The 25,674-nt window shown below is 67.9% G+C and carries 25 protein-coding genes, 1 tRNA gene and 2 pseudogenes; 19 read left to right on the top strand and 9 right to left on the bottom strand.

The window, feature by feature from the left end:
• The first annotated feature begins 123 nt into the window (after positions 1-123).
• From H7I57_RS11080 to H7I57_RS11060, 5 genes and pseudogenes are all read left to right on the top strand, one after another.
• Positions 124-1,266 carry a TDT family transporter gene (locus H7I57_RS11080; RefSeq protein ID WP_264023534.1) on the top strand — a complete coding sequence of 381 codons (1,143 nt, stop codon included), beginning with the start codon at positions 124-126 and terminating at the stop codon, positions 1,264-1,266.
• A gap of 89 nt (positions 1,267-1,355) precedes the next feature.
• A complete protein-coding gene (locus H7I57_RS11075; RefSeq protein ID WP_264023533.1) occupies positions 1,356-2,078 on the top strand; it encodes a FadR/GntR family transcriptional regulator in 723 nt (240 codons plus the stop codon).
• A pseudogene (locus H7I57_RS11070) lies at positions 2,075-2,759 on the top strand (sterol desaturase family protein). The gene H7I57_RS11075 and the pseudogene H7I57_RS11070 overlap by 4 nt, the downstream one beginning before the upstream one ends.
• 70 nt (positions 2,760-2,829) lie before the next feature.
• Positions 2,830-3,711 (top strand): LLM class flavin-dependent oxidoreductase, encoded by an 882-nt coding sequence (locus H7I57_RS11065; RefSeq protein WP_264023614.1) that lies wholly within the window; start codon positions 2,830-2,832, stop codon positions 3,709-3,711.
• A gap of 18 nt (positions 3,712-3,729) precedes the next feature.
• Positions 3,730-4,404: a DUF899 domain-containing protein gene (locus H7I57_RS11060; RefSeq protein ID WP_264023532.1), complete on the top strand. Its 675-nt coding sequence runs from the start codon at positions 3,730-3,732 to the stop codon at positions 4,402-4,404.
• Between the two features lie 35 nt (positions 4,405-4,439).
• Here the strand turns inward: H7I57_RS11060 and H7I57_RS11055 are convergent, their stop codons facing one another.
• A complete protein-coding gene (locus H7I57_RS11055) occupies positions 4,440-5,546 on the bottom strand; it encodes an acyl-CoA dehydrogenase family protein (protein WP_264023531.1) in 1,107 nt (368 codons plus the stop codon).
• 8 nt (positions 5,547-5,554) lie between these two features.
• Entirely contained in the window at positions 5,555-6,715 is a 1,161-nt protein-coding gene (locus tag H7I57_RS11050) for an acyl-CoA dehydrogenase family protein (RefSeq protein ID WP_264023613.1), read from the bottom strand.
• A gap of 173 nt (positions 6,716-6,888) precedes the next feature.
• On the opposite strand from H7I57_RS11050, the gene H7I57_RS11045 reads away from it, so the two are divergent.
• Both H7I57_RS11045 and H7I57_RS11040 read left to right on the top strand, forming a co-directional pair.
• Entirely contained in the window at positions 6,889-7,443 is a 555-nt protein-coding gene (locus H7I57_RS11045) for a hypothetical protein (protein ID WP_264023530.1), read from the top strand.
• A gap of 49 nt (positions 7,444-7,492) precedes the next feature.
• Entirely contained in the window at positions 7,493-8,383 is an 891-nt protein-coding gene (locus tag H7I57_RS11040; RefSeq protein ID WP_264023529.1) for an SDR family NAD(P)-dependent oxidoreductase, read from the top strand.
• Positions 8,384-8,436: 53 nt separating this feature from the next.
• On the opposite strand, the gene H7I57_RS11035 is transcribed toward H7I57_RS11040, so the two are convergent.
• Complete coding sequence (locus tag H7I57_RS11035; protein WP_264023528.1) at positions 8,437-8,664, bottom strand: hypothetical protein; 228 nt, start codon at positions 8,662-8,664, stop codon at positions 8,437-8,439.
• A 584-nt stretch (positions 8,665-9,248) separates the two neighbouring features.
• On the opposite strand from H7I57_RS11035, the gene H7I57_RS11030 reads away from it, so the two are divergent.
• On the top strand, positions 9,249-9,875 hold the full coding sequence (locus H7I57_RS11030; RefSeq protein ID WP_264023527.1) for a hypothetical protein: 627 nt from the start codon (positions 9,249-9,251) through the stop codon (positions 9,873-9,875).
• Between the two features lie 238 nt (positions 9,876-10,113).
• Here H7I57_RS11030 and H7I57_RS11025 read toward each other — a convergent pair whose 3' ends face one another.
• Entirely contained in the window at positions 10,114-10,464 is a 351-nt protein-coding gene (locus tag H7I57_RS11025; RefSeq protein ID WP_264023526.1) for a hypothetical protein, read from the bottom strand.
• A gap of 139 nt (positions 10,465-10,603) precedes the next feature.
• On the opposite strand from H7I57_RS11025, the gene H7I57_RS11020 reads away from it, so the two are divergent.
• Together H7I57_RS11020 and H7I57_RS11015 are read left to right on the top strand one after the other, a co-directional pair.
• The gene (locus tag H7I57_RS11020; RefSeq protein WP_264023525.1) at positions 10,604-11,143 is read left to right on the top strand and encodes a hypothetical protein; all 540 of its coding nucleotides are present in this window, start codon (positions 10,604-10,606) and stop codon (positions 11,141-11,143) included.
• A 44-nt stretch (positions 11,144-11,187) separates the two neighbouring features.
• Positions 11,188-12,360: a beta-propeller domain-containing protein gene (locus H7I57_RS11015; protein WP_264023612.1), complete on the top strand. Its 1,173-nt coding sequence runs from the start codon at positions 11,188-11,190 to the stop codon at positions 12,358-12,360.
• Positions 12,361-12,376: 16 nt separating this feature from the next.
• Here the strand turns inward: H7I57_RS11015 and H7I57_RS11010 are convergent, their stop codons facing one another.
• The gene (locus H7I57_RS11010) at positions 12,377-13,246 is read right to left on the bottom strand and encodes a hypothetical protein (protein ID WP_264023524.1); all 870 of its coding nucleotides are present in this window, start codon (positions 13,244-13,246) and stop codon (positions 12,377-12,379) included.
• Between the two features lie 240 nt (positions 13,247-13,486).
• On the opposite strand from H7I57_RS11010, the gene H7I57_RS11005 reads away from it, so the two are divergent.
• Together H7I57_RS11005 and H7I57_RS33210 are read left to right on the top strand one after the other, a co-directional pair.
• A complete protein-coding gene (locus H7I57_RS11005) occupies positions 13,487-14,119 on the top strand; it encodes a GIY-YIG nuclease family protein (RefSeq protein ID WP_264023523.1) in 633 nt (210 codons plus the stop codon).
• A gap of 67 nt (positions 14,120-14,186) precedes the next feature.
• Positions 14,187-14,585, top strand: a pseudogene (locus H7I57_RS33210) (pyridoxamine 5'-phosphate oxidase family protein); the annotation flags it as partial.
• Here the strand turns inward: H7I57_RS33210 and H7I57_RS10995 are convergent.
• Positions 14,480-14,746: a hypothetical protein gene (locus H7I57_RS10995; protein ID WP_264023522.1), complete on the bottom strand. Its 267-nt coding sequence runs from the start codon at positions 14,744-14,746 to the stop codon at positions 14,480-14,482. The pseudogene H7I57_RS33210 and the gene H7I57_RS10995 sit on opposite strands and share 106 nt — an antisense overlap.
• A gap of 179 nt (positions 14,747-14,925) precedes the next feature.
• Positions 14,926-14,998: transfer RNA gene (locus H7I57_RS10990), tRNA-Arg, on the bottom strand.
• A gap of 104 nt (positions 14,999-15,102) precedes the next feature.
• Here H7I57_RS10990 and argS point away from each other — a divergent pair.
• The 6 genes from argS (at position 15,103) to rho (ending at position 23,851) form a co-directional block, all read left to right on the top strand.
• A complete protein-coding gene (gene argS, locus H7I57_RS10985; RefSeq protein WP_264023521.1) occupies positions 15,103-16,755 on the top strand; it encodes an arginine--tRNA ligase in 1,653 nt (550 codons plus the stop codon).
• Positions 16,752-18,170: a diaminopimelate decarboxylase gene (gene lysA / locus H7I57_RS10980; RefSeq protein ID WP_308204344.1), complete on the top strand. Its 1,419-nt coding sequence runs from the start codon at positions 16,752-16,754 to the stop codon at positions 18,168-18,170. Before argS ends, lysA begins: the two co-directional genes overlap by 4 nt.
• Before the next feature lie 15 nt (positions 18,171-18,185).
• Positions 18,186-19,502: a homoserine dehydrogenase gene (locus tag H7I57_RS10975; RefSeq protein WP_264023610.1), complete on the top strand. Its 1,317-nt coding sequence runs from the start codon at positions 18,186-18,188 to the stop codon at positions 19,500-19,502.
• Positions 19,499-20,584, top strand: coding sequence for a threonine synthase (gene thrC, locus H7I57_RS10970; RefSeq protein ID WP_264023520.1), 1,086 nt, complete (start codon positions 19,499-19,501; stop codon positions 20,582-20,584). The genes H7I57_RS10975 and thrC overlap by 4 nt, the downstream gene beginning before the upstream one ends.
• 11 nt (positions 20,585-20,595) lie before the next feature.
• Positions 20,596-21,540, top strand: a complete 945-nt coding sequence (gene thrB, locus H7I57_RS10965; protein WP_264023519.1) for a homoserine kinase — start codon at positions 20,596-20,598, stop codon at positions 21,538-21,540.
• A gap of 307 nt (positions 21,541-21,847) precedes the next feature.
• On the top strand, positions 21,848-23,851 hold the full coding sequence (rho, locus tag H7I57_RS10960; protein WP_264023517.1) for a transcription termination factor Rho: 2,004 nt from the start codon (positions 21,848-21,850) through the stop codon (positions 23,849-23,851).
• A gap of 50 nt (positions 23,852-23,901) precedes the next feature.
• Here rho and H7I57_RS10955 read toward each other — a convergent pair whose 3' ends face one another.
• The gene (locus H7I57_RS10955; protein ID WP_264023515.1) at positions 23,902-24,339 is read right to left on the bottom strand and encodes a MarR family winged helix-turn-helix transcriptional regulator; all 438 of its coding nucleotides are present in this window, start codon (positions 24,337-24,339) and stop codon (positions 23,902-23,904) included.
• A gap of 72 nt (positions 24,340-24,411) precedes the next feature.
• Here H7I57_RS10955 and H7I57_RS10950 point away from each other — a divergent pair, with 72 nt between their 5' ends.
• Positions 24,412-25,011, top strand: coding sequence for a maleylpyruvate isomerase family mycothiol-dependent enzyme (locus H7I57_RS10950; RefSeq protein WP_264023514.1), 600 nt, complete (start codon positions 24,412-24,414; stop codon positions 25,009-25,011).
• A 1-nt stretch (position 25,012) separates the two neighbouring features.
• On the opposite strand, the gene H7I57_RS10945 is transcribed toward H7I57_RS10950, so the two are convergent.
• Positions 25,013-25,633, bottom strand: coding sequence for a TetR/AcrR family transcriptional regulator (locus H7I57_RS10945; protein ID WP_264023513.1), 621 nt, complete (start codon positions 25,631-25,633; stop codon positions 25,013-25,015).
• Positions 25,634-25,674: the final 41 nt, after the last annotated feature.

Raw genomic sequence — 25,674 nt, 5'->3', positions numbered from 1 at the left:
ACCAACCTATGGACCGGCGCGCGGCGGCGACACAGCGTTTTCCTCAACGTCCGCCGGGGGTTACCCCCCCTCCGACCCCACCGGGCCCCGCGCGCGTCCGCTCGCGGCGGCCATACTGGCTCGATGACCGGCGACCTGATCAGCGACCGGCCCCACCCACTCAGTTACCTCGGGCCGAACTGGTTCGCGTCGGTGATGGGGACGGGCATCGTCGCCACGGCGGGTGCGACGCTGCCGGTGCACGTCCCGGGGTTGAGGACGTTCGCGCTGGTGGTGTGGGTGGCGTCGACGGTATGGCTGGTGCTGCTCGTCGTCGCGATGATCGCCCACTGGGTGCGCAACCCCACGGTGGCGCGCAGTCATGTCCGTAACCCGCAGATGGCGCACTTCTACGGTGCCGCCCCGATGGCGTTGCTCACCGTCGGTGCAGGCGCCCTCCTGGTGGGTGTGGACCTGATCGGTGAACGCGCGGCGGTCGACCTGGCCTGGGTGTTGTGGACCGCAGGGACTCTCGGCGGTCTGTTCACTGCGATGAGCATCCCCTTCATGATGTTCACCCAGTACCGGGTCGAACCTGACGCCGCGTTCGGCGGCTGGCTGATGCCGGTGGTGCCGCCGATGGTGTCGGCCGCGACGGGGGCGATGCTGATCCCACACATGGCGCAGGGGACAGGTCGCACCACGATGTTCTACGGCTGCTACGCGATGTTCGGCCTGTCGCTGATCGCGTCGCTGATCATCATCACCATCATCTGGAGCCGTCTGGCGCACTTCGGCACCTCGGGCACCGCGCGGGTGCCCACACTGTGGATCGTCCTCGGACCGCTGGGCCAGTCGATCACCGTGGCCGGGCTGCTCGCCACCGATGCGGCCCTGGCCGTCGACCCGATCCTGGCCGACGGGATGAGCGTGTTCGCGATCCTGTACGGGGTTCCGGTGTGGGGCTTCGCCGTGCTGTGGATCGGGTTGGCCACCGCGCTGACCGTGCGCACGCTGCGGCGCGGGATGCCGTTCGCGCTGACCTGGTGGAGCCTGACGTTCCCGGTCGGCACCTTCGTCACCGGCACCACGCAGCTGGCGCTGCACACCGATCTGCCGGCGTTCCGGGTCGCCGCCGCGATCGCGTACATCGGGCTGCTGGGCACCTGGTTTCTGGTCGCGGTGCGCACCTTCGGCGGCGGGCTGCGTGGCGGATTGTTCGCGCCCCCTTCGGCTGACCCCGTCCGGGCTCACAAGGACCCTCCCGCCACGAATCCGGCGCGCTGAAGCTCTGATCTCGCCCTCGCCTCGCAGCCATCACCACGTACTGGTCTGACCACTTGACCTCTGGCCGGGTGTCCGGCATCCTGGTAGGCATGGCGCTGCAACCGGTGAACCGTCGCTCGGTACCCGAGGACGTCTTCGACCAGATCATCACCGATGTCCTCAGCGGCGAGATGCAGCCCGGAGAGACGCTGCCGAGCGAACGTCGCCTGGCCGAGGTGTTGGGGGTCTCGCGGCCCACGATCCGTGAGGCGCTCAAGCGGCTGTCCGCCGCCGGGCTGATCGAGGTTCGTCAAGGTGACGCCACCACGGTGCGCGACTTCCGGCGCACCGCGGGGCTGGACCTGCTCCCTCGGCTGTTGATCCGCAACGGCGAGCTCGACGTCGCCGTCGTCCGCAGCATCCTCGAGACGAGGTTGCACAACGGGCCCAAGGTCGCCGAGCTTGCCGCCCAGCGTCAGGGTCCCGGGCTCTCCGAGCAGTTGAACGCCGCCGTTCGCGCCCTCGAGGATGAATCCGATCCCGTTGCCGCGCAACGGCATGCGCTGGACTTCTGGGATCACATCGTCGACGGCGCGGACTCCATCGCGTTCCGGCTGATGTTCAACACGCTGCGCGCGACCTACGAACCCGCGCTGCCCGCCCTGGCCACGATGATGGCAGGCGAGGTCGGGCGGGTGGACGCCTACCGTGCGCTCGGCGAGGCGGTGCTCGCCGGCGATCCGGCTGCGGCCCGCGACAACGCCTGCCGTCTTCTGGAACCCGCGACGACGGCGCTGCTGGATGCGCTGCACGACCTGGAGGAACCTCGATGACCACCACGCCGACACGACCAGCCCGGAAGCAGTTCACGTTGGTCGACGCGGGACGCGAGTTCTGGCGTCATCCGTCGCCCTGGATGATCGGCGCGACGCTCGTCGTGGCGTCCGGTGCCCGGATCGCCCATGGCGACTGGCAGATCACCGACGCGCTCGTTCCGGCGATCATGCTTGCCGCGTTCCCGTTCTTCGAATGGCTTGTGCACGTGTGCATCCTGCATTGGCGGCCACGGCAGGTCGGCGTGCTGCGCCTGGACCCCCTGCTGGCGCGCAAACACCGGGAGCACCACGTCGATCCGCGGGACATCCCGCTCATCTTCATCCCGTGGCAGGCCCTGCTGTGGGTGCTGCCCGTGGCGGTGGGAATCGCGTTGCTGGCGTTCCCACGGACGGCACTCGGCCTGACGTTCCTGACGTTCCTGACGGTGCTGGGCCTGTGCTACGAGTGGTGCCACTACCTCGTCCACAGTGACTACAAACCCAAGACCGCGGTGTACCGGGCGATCTGGCGCAATCACTCGCCAGCACCACTTCAAGAACGAGCACTACTGGTTCACAGTCACCAGCGCGGGCACGGCCGACCGGGTGCTCGGTACCCACCCCGATCCGGCCACCGTCGCCACGTCACCGACGGCGAAGAACCTGCACGGGTCGGCCCGCGGCGAATCCGGCGGGTAAACCGACCGCCGCGGTGCGTGTGCGCGCCCGATCCGCCCGGCGTGCCAGAATCGCGGTCGTGCATATCGGGATGACCCTGCCGGTGATGGAGCCCGACCTCGACGCCGCGACGTTGAAGGCTTGGGCGCTGCTCGTCGACGGCGGCCCGTTCTCGTCGCTGTGCTGGGGCGAGCGGATGGCGTTCGACAATCCCGAGAGCCTGACGCTGCTCGGGGCGCTGGGGGCGTGGACGGACCGGGTGCAGCTGGTGACCACGGTGATCATCCCGCAACTGCACGACCCCGTGATGCTGGCCAAGGCGCTGGCCACCGGCGACATGCTCAGCGGCGGCAGGCTCACCGTCGGTGTCGGAGTCGGCGGACGCCACGAGGACTACCGTGCCGCCGGTGCGGACCCCGCCACGCAGACGATGCGCGAGATGGCCGACCGGGTGGCGGTGATGCGGCGGGTGTGGTCCGGCGAGAACGTGACGGACTCGACGTTGCCGGTCGGTCCGCCGCCGGTACAGGCCGGCGGTCCGAGGCTGCTGGTGGGCACGATGGGACCGAAGACGACGCGGCACGCGGCCGGTTGGGCCGACGGGCTTGCCGGTACCACCCTGGATCTGGACGTCGACAAGCAGAACGAGCTGTTCGACGTGGCGCGCGACGCCTGGCGGGAGGCGGGCAGGCCGGCCCCGCATCTGGCGACGTCGTTCTGGTTCGCGATCGGCGACGGCGACGGTCCGCGGGAGCAGGTGCACCGCCACCTGCGGCGCTACATGAACTGGATTCCCGCCGAGATCGTCGACGCGATGGCCCCGACCACCGGATGGGCGGGCACCGATGACGAGCTGCGGGCGGTGCTGCAGCGGTTCGCCGCGATCGGCACCGACGAGGTGCACCTGATCCCGACGAGCTCGGACATCGATCAGGTGCGCAGGGTGGCCGAGGTGGTTGCCGACCTCGCCTGAGTCGCGCAAGCTCGTGGCATGAACACCGTCAGAGCCATGCCGCCGGTCGTGTCGAGGGACGAGTGGCAGCGGGCACGCGCCGAACTGCTCGTCCGCGAGAAGGAACTCTTCCGGCTCAAGGATGCGGTGAGCGCGGCGCGACGGCGGCTTCCGATGGTGGAGATCAGCGAACCGTACGCGTTCGACACCGAGGCAGGCCCGCTGTCGCTGCTGGACCTCTTCGACGGCCGCAGCCAGCTGATCGTGCAGCACTTCATGTTCGGGCCCGACTGGGACGAGGGCTGTCCGGGCTGCTCGATGATGGCCGATCACATCGGTCCACTGTCGCACCTGCACGCCAAGGACACGTCCTTCGTGCTGATCTCGCGCGCCCCGGTGGGCAAGCTGATCGCGTTCAAGGACCGGATGGGCTGGGACCTGCCGTGGGTGTCGTCCGGGCGGTCGACGTTCAACGAGGACTTCCATGCCACCGTCGACGGCGAGGAACACCACTCCATCAGCGTGTTCCTGCGCGACGGTGACCGGGTGTTCCACACCTGGCAGACCTTCAACCGCGGCGAGGAACCCTTCATGATGGTGTTCGACCTGCTCGACTTGACGCCGTACGGGCGCCAGGAGAGCTGGGAGGACTCACCGCAGGGGTGGCCGCAGAAACCCCCCTACGAGTGGATCCGGCTGAGCGACTCGTACTGACCCGTGGGAGCCCGAACCTGCGGCCGACGGGTGGCTTAGATGGTGACGACTCCGTAGTCGCCGAGTTGGCCGATCAGCGCGTGCAGCTGGTCCTGCGAGGACCCGAGGGTGTGCTCGATCGCGGTGAGCCGCGCCGCGTAATGGCCGACCGGGTATTCGGCAGTCACGCCGATCCCGCCGTGCAGCTGGATGGCCTCCTGGCTGATGTGGCGACCGGACCGGCCGATCTGCAGTTTGGCGCGCGCCGCGATGGTCGGGTCGAGGTCGCCGTCGGCGATCGACATCGCCGCGTACAACGCCATGCTCCGCGCGAGTTCCAGCGAGACGTACATGTCGGCGGCGCGTTGGGTGAGTGTCTGGAACTTGCTCAGGGTGACGCCGAACTGCTTGCGCTGGGTGAGGTACTCCGCCGTCAGGCGCAGCGCCTCCTCCATCGCGCCGAGCGCCTCGGCGCACAGGGCCGAGGAGATCCGCACCAGCGTGCGGCCGATCGCGGCGGAGGCATCCGCAGCCTCGCCCAACGGTTCTGCGGGTGTCTTGTCGAAGCCGAGTTGTGCGCCGCGCTGACCGTCGAAGGTGCGGTACGGCGTCCGCGTCACCGCCGCGGCGTCGACGAGGAACAGCCCGGTGCCGCCGTCGGGCAACGCGGCGCTGACCACCAGCGTGTCCGCGCAGTCGCCGGCCAGGACGGGGCTCTTCAGCCCGTTGATCACCCACGAATCTCCTTCGCGGACAGCGCTTGTCGTCACCCCAGCCGTCGGCCGGCGCATGCCCGGTTCGGAGTGCGCGAAGGCCAGCAGTCGCTCACCGGCGGCGATCTCGTCGAGCAGCCCGCGCTGTTCCGCGGTGCCGACCTCGGCGATCAGCGAACCCGGGCCCAGCGCCGCATGGACCACCGGCTCGGGTGCGAGGCGGCGACCGACCTCGGTCAGCACCACCTGGATCTCGATCTGACCGCCCGCGTCCTCGTCGAACCCCAGCCCGAGGATGCCGATCTCAGCCAGCTGCTTCCACACGTCGCGGCTCCAGCCCAGATCGGTGTCGAGGACCTTGAGCCTGTTCTCGGTGTCGTACGTGCGCGACAGCACGTCCCTGGTGGTGTCGCGGAGCAGGGTCTGCTCTTCACTCAGTTGAAAGTCCATGGCTTATCTCACAATCCGAGGATGGTCGACGCGATGATGGTGCGCTGCACCTCATTGCTGCCGCCGTAGATCGATGTCTTGCGGTAGTTGAGGTAGCGCGGTGCACTGTGCTGTGCCCAGTCCGGCGACGCGATGGCGTCCCCGGCATCGAACGGCAGCGCGTCCGGTCCGGCGACCTCCACCAGCAACTCGGTGGCGATCTGCTGCAACTGACTGCCGCGCAGCTTCAGCACCGACGAGGCGGGGTTCGGCTTGCCGCCCTTCGAGCCCGAGGCGACCCGCATCTGTGTCAGTTCCAGTGCCAGGATGTCATTCTCGGCTTCGGCCAGCCGGGCGGCGAACAGTGGATCGTCGATGAGCCCGCCGGCCGTCGCGCGCTCCTTGACCTCGGCGAGGCGAAGCTTGGTGCGGCCGACCTGGGCGATGCCGTTGCGTTCGTTGCCCAGGAGGAACTTCGCATACGTCCAGCCCTGGTTCTCCTCACCGACGAGCTGGTCGGCGGGCACCCGGACGTCCTCGAAGAAGACCTCGTTCACCTCGTAGCTTCCGTCGATCAGCTTGATCGGCCGCAGCGTGATGCCCGGGGTGTTCATGTCGATGAGCAGAAATGAGATGCCTGCCTGCTTCTTCGGGGCGTCAGGGTCGGTGCGGACCAGGCAGAAGATCCAGTCGGCGTACTGGCCCAGCGTGGTCCACGTCTTCTGGCCGTTGACCACGTAGCTGTCTCCGTCGCGCAGCGCCGTCGTCCGCAGCGACGCCAGATCCGAGCCGGCCTCGGGCTCGCTGAACCCCTGGCACCACCAGATGTCCACCGCCGCGGTCGGCGGCAGGAAGCGCTCCTTGATTTCCTGGGAGCCGAACTCGGCGATCACCGGGCCCACCATGTTGGCGTTGAAGGTCAGAGGTTCCGGCACGCTGGCCAGCTGCATCTCGTCGAGCCAGATCTGCTGCTGCGTGGGTGTCCAGTCCTTGCCACCCCATTCGACCGGCCAGTTGGGCACCGCGAGCCCGTGGTCGTTGAGGATCTTGTTGCTGGTGACGATGTCGTCGCGGCTGACCTCTGCGCCGGCGCGGGTGCGTTCGCGGATCTCGGCCGGGATCTCGGTCCGGTAGAAGGTGCGCAGCTCGTCGCGGAAAGCAGCTTCCTCGGGTGTCAACGCCAACTGCATGGCGGCCTCCTGCTCCATCGATGGACTCCACTGCAGACTAACCACCTGGTTGGTCGGCACACGAACGGACGCCGTAATCCCGGTCCGGCGGGCCGTCGGGGACGACTGAGACACGTTGCTGCGCAGCGCGGAGTTATTGCTTGTCACGTCAATTGGGGGCGTAATCTCACGAGTTGTTCAGGCCACCGAACTCATCCCGGAGGGGGACTTCATGGCTCGGCGGCGTTGCCGTCGTCGTCGCCCTCACCACCGCCGGCATGGGAACGGCCGTGGCCGCGCCCGATTACACCGCGCTGCCGGTGAACCCCAACGCCATCACGGACTCGTCGGCCTACGTGCCGATGGCGCCGGTGTTGAACCCGGACGGTCAGCAAGGTGTCGAGCAGGAGTTCACCCACCGCGACGGGAGCCGGGGGATCACCACGACGATCTTGGTGCTGCCCACCCCGCAGGCTGCGGCCGGCTCCATGGACGCCTTGCGAGGCGGCCTGGCGTCGATCGTCGCCGAACAGGGGAGCCAGCCGGTACCGGTCGGCGCCGGCGGGACGCTGGTGACGGGTATGTCCCCGGACGGGACGCAGTCGGTCAGTGTCCTGCTGTTCACCGAAGGGAATTCGGCGGTCGAGGTCCAATTCGACGGCCCCACCAACGATCCGGTGCCTGCCGACCTCGCCACCCAGTACGGACAGGACCAGGCGACGGCGATCCACCGGCAACCGGGCATGTAGCTGGAGCCAGCGGGGCAGAGCCGACCGATCCCGCGGCTACTCTCGCTGCGTGACATCGGACTGGTCGCCGAGCCGACTCGGCAATCTCAGTGGCAAGCGCATCATCGTGACGGGCGCAACCAACGGCGTCGGGCTGGCGACGGCACGTGCGCTCGCGCGCGCGGGTGCCCACGTGATCCTGGCGGTTCGCAACCTCGAGCTGGGTGCTCGGCGTGCCGCGGAGATGGGCGGCGATACCGAGGTGGTGAAGCTCGACCTGGCCGATCAGGGGTCGGTGCGGGCCTTCCCCGGGCTGTTCGGGGGCGACGTCGACATCCTGATCAACAACGCGGGGTTGGTCGCGCAGCATCGAAGCGACACCGTGGACGGGTTCGAGATCACGATCGGCACGAACTTCCTTGGGCCCTTCGCGCTGACCAACCTGCTGTTCGACCGGGTGCGGTCGCAGATCATCAATGTCGGATCCGACGCCCACAAGTCGGCGACGATCGCGTTCGACGACCCGCACCTGCGCTCCGACAAATGGTCGTCGTTTCCGGCCTACGCCCGCTCGAAGCTGGCCGTGATGCTGTGGGGACTGGAACTGGACCGGCGGCTGCGCGCGGCAGGCTCACCGGTGGTGAGCCAGCTGACGCACCCCGGCTGGGTCGCGTCCAACCTGACCAACGTGTCCGACACGCGGGTGATGGGGATGGTTCATTCGGTGGCGCAGTCGGTCGCGAACAGGATCGGAAACGACATCGATGCCGGTGCCGCGCCGACGTTGTACTGCATCGCCGAGCCCATCCCGCCGGGCAGCTATGTGGGCATCGACGGCAGGTTCGGCTTCAAGGGCGGCCCGACACTGAGCGGCCGGACCCCCAACGCGTGCGACTACGACGTCGCCGGACGGCTCTGGGAGTTCGCCGAAACCGAAACCGGCACAACGCTTGTCGTTTGACCACGGTCTGTCTGTTCGACGGATGCGCGGCTCCTCCGGAACTGCTTGAGCGGCTACGTGAGCCACTTCCACGGCTTGTCCCAGTGCCCGGGGGGAACCCCGACCCACTGCCCGATGTGACCGGGCGGCACGCCGACGACGTGCCCGACGTGCCCTGGGGGTGGCGGGTTCGGCAGCCACCAGTCGTGGTCGGCGTTGGCCTGGCCCGCACCGAACCCGAGGGCTGTCGCTCCGAGACCGCTGAAGATCGCTGTGGCGGCGAGATATTTCTTCACCTGCATCGTGCACTCCTTTGCCTGGGTGGATGCGTCGTTCAGGGGTTACGTATGTTGTATCGCATTCGGCGCCGCAGGCATTTCCTCAGGGGGCAAAGGCGCTGGTCGGGCGGTGCTCGGGGGTTCTTGCGGACTTGCCGAGCCACCGCAAACCCAGGAGAGGTGACGCAGGGGCCAACCTGGCGCGTGTAGGTCCCGTGATCCACCCGGGCTCCTCCGCAACCAACAATATCGGCGCCGTGCGGCTGATCGACGAGATTCGGATTGGTGGCTAATCGCCAAGCAGTGACCGCCAGTCACCGTTGATGCTCGGACCTGGGAGTTTCGCCCACCTTCATCTTCAGGCCAGTTAATTAGCCGCTCATAGCAAACTAACGCCGGTGAAAAGAGCGTCGCCTGAAAGGGTTTGGACGTGTGCTTCCCGGCAAAACAGGAACGGGGCAGGACGAGCCGCCTTGGGGGGTCGGGCTCCGATCTGCGGGCTGTGCGCAAACCGGCGCAGGGTCACCTCCCACCCAGCAGGAAGACAAACCCGCAGGAAGACAAAGGAGTTCCAAATGTCACGACTAGTAAGGCCGCTCATCGTCGTGTTGAGCACCGCCATGATCGCGCTTTTCGGCATGATCACCGGCCACGTCGCACAAGCCCAACCTCCGGAAGCGCCCGGTTCACAGCGGTCCGTCGCTGTCACGGGTATCGACCTCGACACCGGACAACAGGTGTTCACCGGTACGTTCACGGCGAACAGTGCCAAGGAGGATCCGTCGGCTCCTAAAGGCATCGCTCTCGTCGGCGAACTGACCGGACAGGTCATGCCCCCTCAGGCACAGGGTCCCAAGCCGGACAGAGGACCGGGTGCACCGGGAAACCCGGGCCAAGGCAATGTGAAGCAGGAAGTGGCGATGCCGGTCGCCGACATCACGTTCCCCCAGGAAGGCCAGCCGTCGGCATGGTCATCAGCAACTGGCCAGGATCAGGTCCAGCTCGCGAGCCAACAGGCAAGCTGCTCGGTCCTGAACCTGACGCTGGGGCCGCTCGACCTGAATCTGCTGGGCCTGAGGGTTCAGCTGAACCAGGTGGACCTGGTGATCACCGCGATCCCGTCCGATGGCCTGCTCGGGCAGTTGCTGTGTGCGCTCGCCGGTCCTGAGGGCATCTTGAGCGGCATCCTGCAGAACATCATCAACCTGCTCAACCAGATCCTGGGCAATCTGTAAAGCGCCCGGATTCGAATAGCTCGTCCAAGTCACCGCCCGTGTCCCGACAGGGGCGCGGGCGGTGATTGCGCGCGGATGTGATGTTCGGAAACGTGTCACCGTGGACAGGCTCATTCGCCGACCTCGACTGGGCAGCGGAAGCCATCGCCAAACTCGAGGATTCGCTGCCGGCCACCGCGTTCTGCGACAGCAGCGCAACCGTATCGACGCTGTCACAAGCTTCGCCGATCCGTCATCCCTACCCTTCCCCCTCGGATTGCGAGCCGAGGCAGGCCCGGTATTGCTCCATGCACATCCGGACAGCTTCCACCGGCACATACCTCTCGCCGTAAATGCCTTCTTGCGCACTTCCCGAGAAGCATTCCTGCCGCTGGTCTTCACAGCTCGGTGACGGTGTGTCCGGTTGCTCCAGCGGCGGTTCGAAGAGCGAGTCCTGAAACAGGATCAGGGAGAGCGGGTCGACTGCTTGGTCTCCGCTGACGCAGGGCGCCGTCGACGGCTGGGCCGCCGCCGGGCTCACCGAGACGCCGGCGAGCGGGGAAAGCAGCAATGTTGCCACCGCCAGTCGGGCGACGGAACGTGAAATCATCGGAAGCTCCTCCCCGAAAACCAACGCGCGTCCTAGCACTCAAACCCGTCGGTGTCGCTCTGCGTGAGGGCCCTATGGCGCATTCGCGCAGGCCGAAAGTCCCTTCTGCCGAACCAGCCTTGGGCCGAAGCTGGCTTTCGTGCTTCGCGGATCATGCATCGCTGCGGCCATAGCCGTGGCCGCCGTCAGCGTGATTCCCACGGCCGGCGCCGACCCGTCCGCCGATCTGATGGGCATGCTCCCTTCGGGGTATGGCAGCGACTCCTGCGCACCGGCCGATTCGACGGGCGCGCTGGCAGCCGTCACCTGCCGAGACAATTCCTTGGCCGGCGGCCCGACATACGCGGCCTACTGGCTGTTCGGCGACGACACCGCTCTCCGCGACGCGTTCGCGGCCTACCTCATGCGTCCGGACTGGGCGCCCGCGACATGCCCCGGGAGAGCGTCGCCGGAACCCACCCCGGTGCTGGGAGTGGACGGCGACCGGTACGGCCTGATCGCCTGCGGGCGGAACACCGGAACCGACTGGCACCTCAAAGACGGCGCGGTGGCGTGGACCCACGATGCCGACCGTTTTCTCGGGGTGGCATACGTCGGATACCAAGGCCAGGCGTTCCCTGCCGACCTGTTCGCTTGGGCCGCAGCGCAATTGAACACGGGTGACGGGAGTCGGCCATGAAAGTGCCTCGGCGTATCGCGACCGTCTGGATATCGGCGCATGTTGTGGTCTTGGTCTTTGCCGCCTGCACCCCTGCACCCACGACGAGTCAGGATGCGACTGCACCCTCGACACCGGACGCCGTTACGACCGCCCCGCTGCTCGCCCAGCCCGCGCTCTTCTACTCGAAGGCGGGTTCGCTCTACGTCAGCGATCCCGCCGGGACCCCGGGTCGCAAGCTCACCGACGGGCCGGCGGACACCGATCCCGCGCCTTCGCCCGACCTCGCGCATGTGGCTTACATCCGGAAGGCGGATGCGTCCGACTACGGCGGCGAGTTGTGGGTGCGCGACCTCTCGCCTGACCGCATACCTGAGGGGCCACCGCGGCGGCTCGTCGAGCCGGCAGCACTGCCGTCGCTGTCCGGCGCGCCCGAGTCCGGCGATGTGTCCACCAGGATCGTGTCGCCGCGCTGGTCGCCCACCGGGAACCAGGTCGCTTTCCTGCAGGCCGGGGAAGGGGGCGGCTTTCTCTTCGTCGCCGACGCCGTCAGTGGTGAGATCGTCTCGCCCGACCAGCGACTGTTCGCCGACGCCGGGTACGCCTGGGCGCCCGACGGCCAACACATCGCCTGGACGGGTGGACGTAGCGACGTGTCCCCGGTCGATGTCAACGTCCTCGCGGTGGGCGGCCCCTCGACTTCCGTGGCCAAAGACACCAACGCCTTTTCGGTGACCTACAGCGATGACGGTCAGGCAGTCTTGTTCGCTGACGGCGACGCGTCCGGTGAGCTGTTCGCCGACATCCCGTTCACACTCCGCGACGGCGGCGTCTACTCCGTCGCCGCCCCCGGCGGCGCAAAGGCTGGTGATCCGGCCGCCTCACCGACATCGCTGTTCGTCGGCCAGGCACTGTTCGGAGACGTCGCAGCCCTCGAATCGGGTGCGGTTGCCTTCACTCAAACGAGTGCGGACGGATACTCGAAGACCATTCAGGTGTTGGACGCCCGGTCACCGCTGCCGCGCACGACGATCGCCGATGTGGCCGCCGACAGCCCCGGGCCCGTCTGGGGACGTGGCGATGTGGTCGCCTACGTCGACGCGTCGACTCCGAAGCGCTTGATCGTCACCGATTCCGAGAACCGCACGCCCGAATCGATCGATACCGGGGTGGACACTTTCGGATGGCCGCCACGGACGGGCAGGCCGACGTCCGGCGGCGACAACGCGCCGCGCTAGCCGAACTGCTGCGGTCTCACCCGAATGTCGACGTTTCCGTCGCCGATACCTCGAATCCCTGCACCTGGTCGGCGAGGGCGCCGTAACAGGCGACCCCTCCGGGAATCGCCATGCAGATGCCGCCGATCCCGTTCACCCTGTTCCCGACAGGCAGCTGCCGGACCTGCCCAGGGTAGTCGGGTGTGCTGAACTTCGGGTTGTCCGTGCGTCGGATTCCCGTGGTGCCCGGCAGCTGCGCGAAGATCTCGTTCTCGCCGCCGCTGACCCCGGGAAGCGGCCCATTGCAGCCGATCTCGCCGCCACTGAACGTGACGATCGAGCAGGTGAGGCCGCCCCCGGCGGTGAAGACCGGAAACATGTTCTTCGGCCCCGTACCGACGACGTAGTCGTCGTCGCCGACGATGAAATCGTTGGGATCGGGGAATCCTGGTGGGAGACCTTCCGTTGCCGGACCGATTCCGGTGCGCTCGGCGGAGATCACCATCCACTGCATCGCCGGGGTCCCCTTGGCGCACAGCGTGATCGATCCGGCGTCGACAGCGCATTCGACGTCGCCGTATGCGATCTTCGCGCCCTCTGGCAGTACCGGGGCAGCGCTGCCGGACGGTGTCAGGAACGAGGGATTCGCTGTTGCGCGAAGGCCCCGCGTGTTGACCTCGGCGGCCAGCACTATTTCGTTGACGCCGGCCGGTGTGGCAGGTAGGGCTCCGTCACAGCCGGCTGTCCCGTTCGTCGGCAGGATCGCGCACCGAAGTCCGTCGGGTGTCTGGAAGTAGGCCGCACCGTCGACGACGAAGCCGTCAACCGGAACGGTGCGATAGCCGCGCAGGTCCGGCGTCGCCGGCGGTTCGGCCTGCGCAGACACCACCGGTGCCGACGCCAGCACGCAGCAGAGAACAAGCAGAGCCGCTGACCGCATTACTCAGTACAGCACTCGAAGCTGCCGCATCCCGGTGAACAGACGAACGGATTCACCGACAGGGGGTCCAGAGCGCACCCGCCGGGACGACGTAGCGATGAACCCGCAGTGAGCTGGGCGAACTGGTTGGGGGCGACGGTACGTCCGAGGGGTGGGGGACAGCAGAGCGACACCTCGCCCGGTCCGACCGGCAGCTAGGGTGAGGCGATGGCCGAGTCGATCTCTGCGAAGCGCAGCGCTGATGCCGTTTCCAGGTTCCTCGCGGCTCAGCGGTACACGTGTGACGAGGTGTTCAGCGAACCGTGTCCGGTACCCGCCGAGGCGGGTGTCCATGGCTGGTGGTTTCGCGACATCCCTGGCGGAATCGACGTCGGGGGTTGCCAACAGCAAGACGGCTGGACACTGCTCTACGTGGGGATCACCTCCGGGCCGCCACGGCCGGACGGCAAGCCGCGGGCGCCCCAGGATCTACGCAAACGGATCAGGTATCACTTCGGTGCCGGCGGCGCCAGTGCGGACGGTTCCACGCTGCGCAAGTCTCTCGGCATTCTGCTCGGGGGTGAGCTCGGGTTCGTGCTGCGCCGGGTCGGATCGGGCAAGCGCATGACCTTCGCGGGAGGCGAAAGCGTCCTGAACCAGTGGATGGCCGAGAACGCCGCCGTGTCGTGGGTTCTGCATCCCGAGCCGTGGCACCTCGAACGCAAGCTGATCGACGCACTTGAGCTGCCGCTGAACTTCCAGGACAACGACAGCAACGCCTTCGCGGCCGAGCTCAAGAGGCTGCGCCGGGACGCAGCCGTCAAGGCCGGCAAGATGCGCGTGCTTGCGGAATGGTCGTAACCGGGGTCTGGTCGTCGGAGCAGCAAACGGCGCGTGCACGAACGCCGATGGTGCGAGGCTTGCTGCCGTGCGTCCGCCACCGACCCGAACATCCCGCCTCGCCGAAAAGCAGAGCGCGTCTCGCGCGGAGCTGAATGCGCTGCTCGATGCCACACCGCTGGCGACGATAGCCCTGGTGCGCGACGGCCTTCCCGCAGCCTTTCCCACCGGATTCGCCCGCATCGAGGACTCGTTGGTGATCCACGGCTCCACCGGATCGCCGTGGATGCGCGCCGTCGCCGACGGGGCCGCGGTGGCGGTGTCGGTGACAACGCTGGACGGAGTTGTGGTGGCGCGCAGCGCCTTCGAGTCGTCGTTCCGCTACCGCAGTGCGGTGGTTTTCGGGACGTTCGATGTGGTGGGTGCCGAGCAGAAGGCCGCGTATCTGGAAGCCCTGACCGACACCTTCATACCCGGCCGGGTGGCCGAGCTGCGCCCCAGCAGCCGCAAGGAACTGGCCGCCACCATGGCGTTGCGGCTCGCGATCGGCGACGACAACTGGTCGCTGAAGGTGAGTGGCGGCTGGCCCGACGACCCTGAGGAGGACGTCGCGGCGGGAGCCTGGGCCGGCGCGGTGCCGTTGAGCACCCGCTACGGAGAGCCCAGGCGCGCCCCTGATTGCCCCGCTGACGTGCCGACACCGCGGTCGGTGCTGGCGCCTGACGGGCGAATCGGTCGATCGCAGGCGCTTGGAAATGCCGGTCGCGCTATCAGCAGAGGATGCGTTGGGCGTTCGGTAGAACGCCGTGTCACCTGGGCGAATGGGGTGCCCCCGGCAGGATTCGAACCTGCGGCCTTCTGCTCCGGAGGCAGACGCTCTATCCCCTGAGCTACGGGGGCGCATGCGGAACTGACTGCGCCAATGGGCGTGGCTAGCGTAGCGCATCCCCACGAGGGTAAATGGATTCGGGGCGTGATGACCTCAGACCATAGGATGGACCCCCGTGACCCCCGCCGATCTGGCTGAGCTGCTCAAGTCCACCGCCACCGCGGTGCTCGCCGAGCACGACCTGGACCCCGCCGCGCTGCCCACGACTGTCACCGTCGAGCGTCCCCGCAATCCGGAACACGGTGACTACGCCACCAACCTGGCGCTTCAGCTGGGCAAGAAGGTCGGCGTCAACCCGCGCGAACTGGCCGGCTGGCTGGCCGCCGCGCTCGCCGCGCAGCACGGAATCTCCGCCGCGGACGTCGCCGGGCCCGGGTTCGTCAACCTGCGGATCGAGGCGTCGGCGCAGAACGTCCTCGTCGGCGACGTCATCGCCGCCGGCGCAGGCTACGGCGATTCGGCGGACCTCGGGGGGCTGCAGGTCAACCTCGAGTTCGTCTCCGCCAATCCGACCGGGCCGATCCACATCGGCGGCACCCGGTGGGCCGCCGTCGGCGACGCGCTGGGCCGGCTGTTGAGCACCCAGGGCGCCACGGTGGTACGCGAGTACTACTTCAACGACCACGGCGCGCAGATCGACCGGTTCACCAACTCGTTGATCGCCGCCGCAAAGAACGAGCCCACCCCGGAGGACGGGTACGCGGGCACCTACATCGCCGACATCGCATCGGCGGTGCTGGCCAAGGACCCGGACGCGCTGAGCCTGCCCGACGCCGACATGCGCGAGACGTTCCGGTCCCTCGGGGTGAACCTGATGTTCGACCACATCAAGAGCTCGCTGCACGAATTCGGCACCGACTTCGACGTGTTCACCCACGAAGACTCGATGCACACCTCCGGCAGGGTGGAACAGGCGATCGCCAAGCTGCGCGAGACCGGCAGCATCTACGAGGCCGACGGCGCGGTCTGGTTGCGCACCACCGACTTCGGCGACGACAAGGACCGTGTCGTGATCAAGAGCGACGGCCAGCCCGCCTACATCGCCGGCGATCTCGCGTACTACCTGGACAAGCGTCAGCGCGGCTTCGATCTCTGTATCTACATGCTCGGTGCCGACCATCACGGTTACATCGCGCGTCTGAAGGCTGCCGCCGCCGCGTTGGGGGACGACCCCGACACCGTCGAGGTGCTGATCGGCCAGATGGTCAACCTGGTCCGCGACGGGCAGCCCATCCGGATGAGCAAGCGCGCGGGCACGGTCATCACGCTCGACGACCTCGTCGACGCGATCGGCGTGGACGCAGCCCGGTACGCGCTGATCCGCAGTTCGGTCGACACCCCGATCGACATCGACCTGGCCCTGTGGTCCTCGGCGTCGGCCGAGAACCCGGTCTACTACGTGCAATACGCGCACGCGCGGCTTTCCGCGCTGGCCCGCAACGCCGCCGAACTGGGTATCGCGGCCGACACCGCGCATCTCGATCTGCTCACCCACGACAAGGAGGGCACGCTGATCCGCAACATCGGCGAGTTCCCCCGGGTGCTGAAGACGGCCGCCGACCTGCGGGAGCCCCATCGGGTCTCGCGGTATCTCGAGGACCTGGCAGGCGACTATCACCGGTTCTACGATTCGTGCCGGGTGCTGCCGCAGGGTGACGAGGACCCGGGTGACCTGCACGCTGCCCGGCTGGCGCTGTGTGCGGCCACCCGTCAGGTCATCGCCAACGGGCTGGCCATCCTCGGCGTCAGTGCCCCGGAGCGGATGTGATCGCGCACCCGGCCGGTCCCCGGCATGCCGAGGAGATCCACCACGCCGGGGCCCCCGACCGCCCGGGCAGTGCCGCCGAGGTTCTGCGCCTGGCTCCTAATGTGTGGCCGCGCAACGCTGTTCGTGGCGAGGACGGTGTGGTTTCGATCGCCGGTGTCCCGGTGCCCGAGATCGCGGCGGAGTTCGGCACCCCCGTGTTCGTCATCGACGAGGACGACTTCCGGGCACGGTGCCGCGCGATCTCGGCGGCCTTCGGCGGTGGCGAGCACGTGCACTACGCCGCCAAGGCGTTCCTGTGCACCGAGGTGGCGCGCTGGGTGGACGAGGAGGGCCTGTCCCTTGACGTCGCCAGTGGCGGCGAGTTGGCCGTCGCGCTGCACGCGGGCTTCCCCGCCGAGCGAATTGCTCTGCACGGCAACAACAAATCCGTCGCCGAACTGACCGCGGCGGTGACCAGCGGTGTCGGCCACGTGGTGCTCGACTCGATGACCGAAATCGAGCGGCTCGATCGGATCGCGGCTGAAGCCGGCGTGGTGCAGGACGTGCTGGTGCGCGTCACGGTCGGGGTCGAGGCGCACACCCACGAGTTCATCTCCACCGCCCACGAGGACCAGAAGTTCGGGCTGTCGCTGGCCGGCGGGGCCGCGATGGCCGCGGTGCGTGCGGTTTTCCAGGCCGACCATCTTCGCCTGGTCGGGCTGCACAGCCACATCGGCTCGCAGATCTTCGACGTGGCAGGCTTCGAGCTGGCCGCCCACCGGGTCATCGGACTGCTGAGGGACGTCGTCGCCGAGTTCGGCGTCGACAAGACCTCGCAGATCTCGATCGTCGACCTCGGCGGGGGACTGGGGATCTCGTATCTCCCGCAGGACAACCCGCCCCCGATGGACGAACTGGCGGACAAACTTCAGGTGATCGTGCGCAATGAGTCCGCCGCCGTCGGGGTGCCCGCGCCCAAGCTGGTGGTGGAGCCGGGGCGCGCGATCGCCGGCCCGGGTACCATCACCCTCTACGAGGTCGGCACCGTCAAAGACGTAGCCGTGGCGTCCGACAGGCACCGTCGGTACATCAGCGTGGACGGCGGGATGAGCGACAACATCCGGACGTCGCTGTACGGCGCCGAGTACGACGTGCGGATGCTGTCGCGGGTCAGCGACGCCGTCCCGACACTGTCGCGGGTCGTCGGAAAGCACTGCGAGAGCGGCGACATCGTCGTGCGCGACGCATGGATGCCGGACGATGTCGCGCCGGGCGACCTTCTGGGAGTCGCAGCCACCGGGGCATACTGCTATTCGATGTCGAGCCGTTACAACCTGATCGGCCGACCGGCCGTGGTGGCCGTGCGCGACGGGCGGGCACGCCTGATCCTGCGCCGGGAAACGGTCGACGATCTCTTGAGTCTGGAAGTGAGGTGAACGGTGACTAACACGATCGACAGTGAAATCGGAGTAGCCGTCCTGGGTTTGGGCAACGTCGGCAGCCAGGTGGTGCGCATCATCCAGGACAGTGCGGACGACCTGACCGCCCGCATCGGCGCGCCGCTGGTGGTGCGCGGGATCGGCGTCCGGCGGGTCGACGGTGATCGTGGCGTCCCCTCGGAGTTGTTGACCGACGACATCGAGCAGTTGGTCTCCCGGGACGACGTCGACATCGTCGTCGAGCTCATGGGGCCGGTCGAACCGGCACGCAAGGCGATCCTGGCCGCCCTGGAGCAGGGCAAGTCGGTCGTCACCGCCAACAAGGCGCTGATGGCGGTGTCCGCGGGTGAACTCGCCCAGGCCGCCGAGCACGCCCATGTGGACCTGTATTTCGAGGCGGCAGTCGCAGGCGCCATCCCCGTCATCCGCCCGCTGACCCAGTCACTGGCCGGCGACACCGTGCTCCGGGTGGCCGGGATCGTCAACGGCACCACCAACTACATCCTCTCCGAGATGGACAGCACCGGCGCCGATTACGCGGACGCGCTGGCCGACGCCGGAGCGCTGGGGTACGCCGAGGCCGATCCGACCGCCGACGTCGAGGGTTACGACGCCGCGGCCAAGGCGGCCATCCTCGCGTCGATCGCGTTCCACACCCGCGTCAGCGCCGACGACGTCTACCGCGAGGGCATCACCAAGGTGACCTCGGCGGACTTCGGGTCGGCGCGCGCGCTCGGTTGCACGATCAAACTGCTGGCGATCTGCGAGCGGCTCACCACCGACGACGGGCAGCAGCGGGTCTCGGCTCGCGTCTACCCGGCGCTCGTGCCCTTGGATCATCCGTTGGCCTCGGTCAACGGCGCTTTCAACGCGGTGGTCGTCGAGGCCGAGGCGGCCGGACGGTTGATGTTCTACGGCCAGGGGGCCGGGGGAGCACCGACGGCGTCGGCGGTGCTGGGCGACCTGGTGATGGCCGCGCGTAACCGGGTGCAGGGCGGTCGCGGACCCCGCGAGTCGAAGTACGCCAAGCTGCCCATCGCGCCCATCGGCCTCATCCCGACCCGCTACTACGTCAACATGAACGTCGCGGATCGGCCGGGCGTCCTGTCCGCCGTGGCAGCGGAGTTCAGCAAGCGCGAGGTCAGCATCGCCGAGGTGCGTCAGGAGGGCATGGTCGACGAGGGCGGCCAGCGCTGCGGCGCGCGTATCGTCGTCGTGACCCACCGGGCGACCGACGCTGCGTTGTCCGAAACCGTGGAAGCGCTGGCCGATCTGGAGGTCGTTCAGAGCATCAACAGCGTCCTTCGGATGGAAGGGACCACCGAGTGAGTACCACTGCCCCCCGAGCCGTGCACCAGCCGTGGCCGGGTCTGATCGAGGCCTACCGTGACCGGCTGCCCGTCGAAAGCAGTTGGACACCGATCACCCTGCGCGAGGGTGGCACACCGCTGCTGCCTGCCCCGCGGTTGTCCGAATACACCGGTTGCACGGTGCATCTCAAGGTCGAGGGTCTCAACCCGACCGGGTCGTTCAAGGACCGCGGCATGACGGTGGCCGTGACCGAGGCGGTGTCGCGCGGTCAGCAGGCGGTGCTGTGCGCGTCCACCGGAAACACCTCGGCGTCCGCCGCGGCGTATGCGGCCCGCGCAGGCATCACGTGCGCTGTGTTGGTGCCGCAGGGCAAGATCGCGATGGGCAAGCTGGCCCAGGCGGTCATGCACGGCGCCAAGATCATCCAGATCGACGGGAACTTCGACGACTGCCTCGAGCTCGCGCGCAAGCTCACCGCTGATTTCCCCAGTGTCTCACTGGTCAACTCGGTCAACCCCTTTCGGATCGAGGGCCAGAAGACGGCGGCCTTCGAGATCGTCGATGCTCTCGGCGACGCGCCCGATGTGCATGCGTTGCCGGTGGGCAACGCGGGGAACATCACGGCGTACTGGAAGGGCTACACCGAGTATCACCGCGACGGTCTGACCGACCGGCTGCCGCGGATGCTGGGGACCCAGGCCGCCGGCGCCGCGCCACTGGTGCTCGGCGAACCGGTCAGTGATCCCGAGACCATCGCCACCGCCATCCGGATCGGCTCGCCCGCGTCGTGGACCTCGGCGGTGGAGGCCCAGCAGCAGTCCGACGGACGCTTCCTGGCCGCCACCGACGAGGAGATCCTCGCCGCCTATCATCTGGTAGCCCGCGCCGAGGGCGTGTTCGTCGAACCGGCGTCGGCGGCGAGCATCGCCGGATTGCTGAAGTCGATCGAAGACGGTTGGGTCGCCAAGGGTTCCACCGTGGTGTGCACCGTCACCGGCAACGGGCTCAAGGATCCCGACACTGCGCTGAAGGGCATGCCCGCGGTCATTCCCGTGCCCGTCGATCCAGTCGCCGTGGTCGCCAAGCTCGGCCTCGTCTAGAACGGATTCCGGTGACACGCACACTGCCGCCCGGGTTGACGGCCACCGCCGTCGTCGCAGCCTCGAGCGCCAACCTCGGCCCCGGCTTCGACAGCCTGGGCCTTGCCGTGGGCCTGTACGACGAAATCGTGGTCGAGACAACCGAATCCGGCCTCCATGTCGAGGTCGACGGCGAAGGGGCCGGTCAGGTTCCGCTCGACGGGTCCCACTTGGTGGTGCGCGCGATCGAACGCGGTCTGCGGGAGTCCGGGGTGGTCGCAACGGGCCTGACCGTCCGCTGCCGCAACGACATTCCACACTCTCGCGGGCTCGGTTCCTCGGCCGCTGCCGTGGTCGGCGGTCTCGCGGCTGCCAATGGCCTTGCGGTGCAGGGTGGTTCGGATGCGATGACCGTTGAGCAGCTGGTCCAGGTGTCTTCCGAGTTCGAGGGCCACCCCGACAACGCGGCCGCCGCAGTGCTCGGCGGCGCGGTGGTCTCATGGACGGAGGCTGCCGGCGGGCGTCCGCGCTACGCGGCGGCGCCGATCCGGTTGCACCCCGATATCAATGTGTTCGCCGCGGTACCGCAGGTGCGTTCGTCCACTGCGGAGACCCGGGTGCTGCTGCCCGAGCAGGTCAGCCATACCGACGCACGCTTCAACCTGAGCCGGGCCGCGCTGCTGATCGTCGCGCTGACCGAGCGGCCCGACCTGCTCATGGCGGCGACCGAGGACGTCCTGCACCAGCCGCAGCGGGCCGCCGCGATGCAGGCGTCGGCGGAATACCTGGCGATGCTCCGGCGTTGTGGCCTGGCAGCAGTACTTTCGGGCGCCGGACCTGCGGTGCTGGCTCTGAGCACGGAGACCGAACTGCCGGGAGATGTCCTGGAGTACGGCCGCGAGAAGGGTTTCGCGGTCAGCAGAATGTCGGTCGGCGAGGGCGTGAAGTGGACGTCCGGCGTGGTGGCCCGGCCGTAGTCCGGTAGCGATCCGCTGAGTAACACACGCAACACGTGAATCACCGCGATTGTTGCTTCCGGCTCGGATGCGGGTTATCCTCGCTCTCGTCCAGCAATCGCAGCGTCTGAAGCTGCGCCGACTGCGGACCCATAGGACAACCACTTCTTCTTTCAGGTGTTCAAATTAGTGGACTGACGGTTTGCCGTTTCGGCGAAACCCGGCGATCACCGTTGCGGTGGCAATGGTGTGACCTCCGCGTTCAGCGGATTGGCTGAACGCACAGAACCCCCGCGTGAATCGATCAGCAGGGGAAGAAAGGAAATCCGTGACTGATACGGACCTCATCACGGCTGGTGGCAGCTCCGAAAGCGGTGAGCTGCCGAGCACCGTGAGCGCAGATATCTCTTCTCCCGCGGAGGCAGACGCGCCTGTCGCGACGCCCCCAGCGGAAAAAGAGCCTGCGAAGGAAGCCCCCGCCACCTCCGGCGAGCGGCGTGGCGCCCTGAGCAGCTTGGTTCTGCCCGAGTTGCGTGCCCTGGCCAAGGAGATCGGCGTCGAAGGCTCCTCCGGAATGCGCAAGAGCGAGCTCATCGCCGCCATCCGTGAGCGCCGCGGCGAGTCCAAGGGCCGCACCGGCGGCGAGGCCAAGGGTGGCGCGACCGACACGGCGCCCGCACCTTCCGCTGACACCGGTGCCGACGAGGGCGCCGCCCAGAATCCTCCGGCCGACAGCGCCGCACCCGAACAACGGGCCGACGCCGAATCGCAGGCCCCCCAGCAGCGGCGCGAGCGTCGTTCGGCTTCTCGCGGGGCCGGTGGCCCCGGTAACGAGCAGGCCAAGGACCAGAACAAGCAAGACGGCGGCGGCCAGCCCGCCAGCAACGATGCAGGCGAGACCAAGGCTCCGAAGGACAACAGGCCCGACAGGTCCGACAGGCCTGACAGGTCCGAGAGGTCCGACAGGTCGGACAGGTCCGACAGGTCCGAGAAGGACAGCGACAACCGCGGCGACAACTCCGACCAGCAGGGCGGCCAGAACCGCGGCGGCAACGCCGACGACGACGGCGAAGGCCGGCAGGGCAGGCGCGGGCGTCGATTCCGTGACCGCAGGCGGCGCGAGCGCGGCGGCGAGGGCGGCGGTGGTGGCGGTGGCGACCGTGACACCGAACTGCGCGAAGACGACGTCGTGCAACCGGTCGCCGGCATCCTCGACGTCCTCGACAACTACGCGTTCGTGCGCACCTCGGGGTATCTCGCGGGGCCGAACGACGTCTACGTCTCGATGAACATGGTGCGCAAGAACGGCCTGCGCCGCGGTGACGCCGTGACCGGTGCCGTGCGGGTGCCCAAGGAGGGCGATACCTCCAACCAGCGGCAGAAGTTCAACCCGCTGGTGCGCCTCGATTCCGTGAACGGCAAGCCGGTGGAAGAGGCCAGGAAGCGGCCGGAGTTCCAGAAGCTCACGCCGCTCTACCCGAATCAGCGGCTGCGCCTGGAGACCACTCCCGACAAGCTGACCACCCGGGTGATCGACCTGATCATGCCGATCGGCAAGGGGCAGCGCGCGCTGATCGTGTCGCCGCCCAAGGCCGGTAAGACCACCATCATGCAGGACATCGCCAACGCGATCACCCGGAACAACCCGGAGTGCCACCTGATGGTGGTGCTGGTCGACGAGCGTCCCGAAGAGGTCACCGACATGCAGCGCTCGGTCAAGGGTGAGGTCATCGCCTCGACCTTCGACCGCCCGCCGTCCGACCACACGCAGGCTGCCGAGCTGGCCATCGAACGGGCCAAGCGCCTGGTCGAGCAGGGCAAGGACGTCGTCGTGCTGCTCGACTCGATCACCCGCCTGGGTCGCGCCTACAACAACGCCTCACCGGCGTCGGGCCGCATCCTCTCCGGTGGCGTCGACTCGACAGCGCTGTACCCGCCGAAGCGATTCCTGGGTGCGGCCCGCAACATCGAAGAGGGTGGCTCGCTGACGATCATCGCCACTGCGATGGTCGAGACCGGATCCACCGGCGACACGGTGATCTTCGAAGAGTTCAAGGGCACCGGCAACGCGGAGCTCAAACTGGACCGCAAGATCTCGGAGCGGCGCGTGTTCCCCGCGGTCGACGTCAACCCGTCGGGTACCCGCAAGGACGAGTTGCTGCTGGGTGCCGACGAGTTCGCCGTCGTGCACAAGCTGCGTCGGGTGCTGTCGGGTCTGGATCCGCATCAGGCCATCGATCTGCTGATGAGCCAGTTGCGCAAGACCAAGACCAACTATGAGTTCCTGGTTCAGGTCTCGAAGAACACCCCCGGCGGCAACGACAACGACTGAGCGGGTTTCGGTGTCGCCGGTCGCGCTCAGCGCCACCAGCGGCACCGAAGTCACAGGTAGGGGTCGGTGATCTCGCGCAGCGAGATCAGTGCCGTTCTCAACTGATCGAAAGCGCTGTCGCCCAGGTACTTTCGCCATGTCGCCTCTACCCGGGCGACTTCTGTGGCGGCCATTCGGCAGGCCTGCAGTCCCGTGTCGCTGAGTGTGACCAACCGCGCCCTGGCGTCGGACGGGTCGGGCCTGCGAACGACGTAGCCGGCCCGTTCCAGCTGATCGACCAGTGCACCGGCGGTCTGCTTGGTGACGCGCGCCTGTTCGGCGAGATCGGTCAGCCGCATTCCCGCAGGATTCAGGCGCTGCAGCAGCCGTGACTGGGCGATCGTGAGGTCGTCGATGCCCGCCTCGGCCAGCGCCGCCATCACCCGGCTCTCGACGTCGCGGTGCGCGACGAACATCAATACCGCGGTGCCCGGCTGATCGTCGTCCATGCATTGACTTTAGTACGGAAACCTGACTATATTCGTCAGTGTTCCTGACTAAATCGACCGTGGGAGGTCGCCATGGAGTCCGAGGCCGTGTGGCGACACATCGACCAGCAGCGCATCGAGGTCGCCGATCTCATCGACGCGATCGATGCCCGCGATCCGGCGCAGTGGTCGACACCCTCGCTGTGCGCGGGCTGGACCGTCAGGAATGTCGCCGCGCACCTGACCCACTCGACCATCGGGATGCCACGGATATTTCTGGAGGCCGCCCGCAGCGGCTTCCGGCTCAACGCCGTGGTGAATCGCCTGGCCGTCAGCGACGAGCGGTCGCCCCAAGCGATCGCGGCGAATTTACGCGAGGTCGCCGGTTCGAGACGGCACCCGCCGGGGACCACCGTGCTCGATCCGTTGACCGACGTGCTGGTGCACGCTCAGGACATCTGCATCCCGCTGGGTATCGACCGGGCCATGCCATCCGACGCCGCCGTCGCCGCCGCGGAACACGTGTGGGACATGGGATCTCCGTTCCATGCCCGTCGACGGCTCTCCGGCACCAGGCTCGTGGCCACCGATGTCGATTTCGCGGTGGGGGAGGGACGCGAGGTCGCCGCCCCGATCCGCGAGATCCTGCTGCTATTGACGGGACGGCCCGTGCGGGTCTCCGGCGCCGCCTGACTCAGCTCACGGTCGGGTCGCAGCGCAGCGCCGCCACGATGTAGCGGCGCGCGTGGCGCAGCACCGAATCGTGGTCGTCGACGTCGCACTGTTCCCCGGGAACGGTCGCCAGGCTCATCATGATCCGCGCGATCCACTCGGCGGCCTCCGCGACTTCGGTGCCCGCATGGATCTCTCCGCTGTCCACCGCGGCCTGGATGTAGGGAACCCAGAACGCGGCGATCTCCGGGATGAGCCCGCGCACGCCGAGGCCGACGCACGCCGTGAACGCCTCCGGTTCCTCCTGTCGCAGCTTGAGGACCAGCGCCCCGGGGGTCTCGGATTCCCTGCGCGCCAGCGCGACGCCGACCGCGATCTGCCGGTCGAGTCCGCTCACCGCGTCCAGCCGGGCGCGGGACTCGGTCCAGAACGCATCGTTGAGCCGGACGATGGCCGCGCCGAGCAGTTCGGCCTTGTCGGGGAAGTGCCGGTACAGCCAGCCGCGGCTGACCCCGGCCACCTCGGCCACTTCGGACACCGTGGTCGTGCGAATCCCCTTGGCGGTCAGGCACTGTTCGGCCGCATCGATCAGGCGATCACGAACGGATCTGGTTGCGGGTTCTGCCGCAGCACCGACTGTCACGGACCTATCTTCGCAAATGAGCGGTCTCCGGTGGGCCGATG

The organism is Mycolicibacterium pyrenivorans (assembly GCF_025821625.1).
GTDB classification, from domain to species: Bacteria; Actinomycetota; Actinomycetes; order Mycobacteriales; family Mycobacteriaceae; genus Mycobacterium; species Mycobacterium pyrenivorans.
Note: the sequence above shows the minus strand (reverse complement) of the source record. Positions and strands in the feature narration are given on the sequence as shown.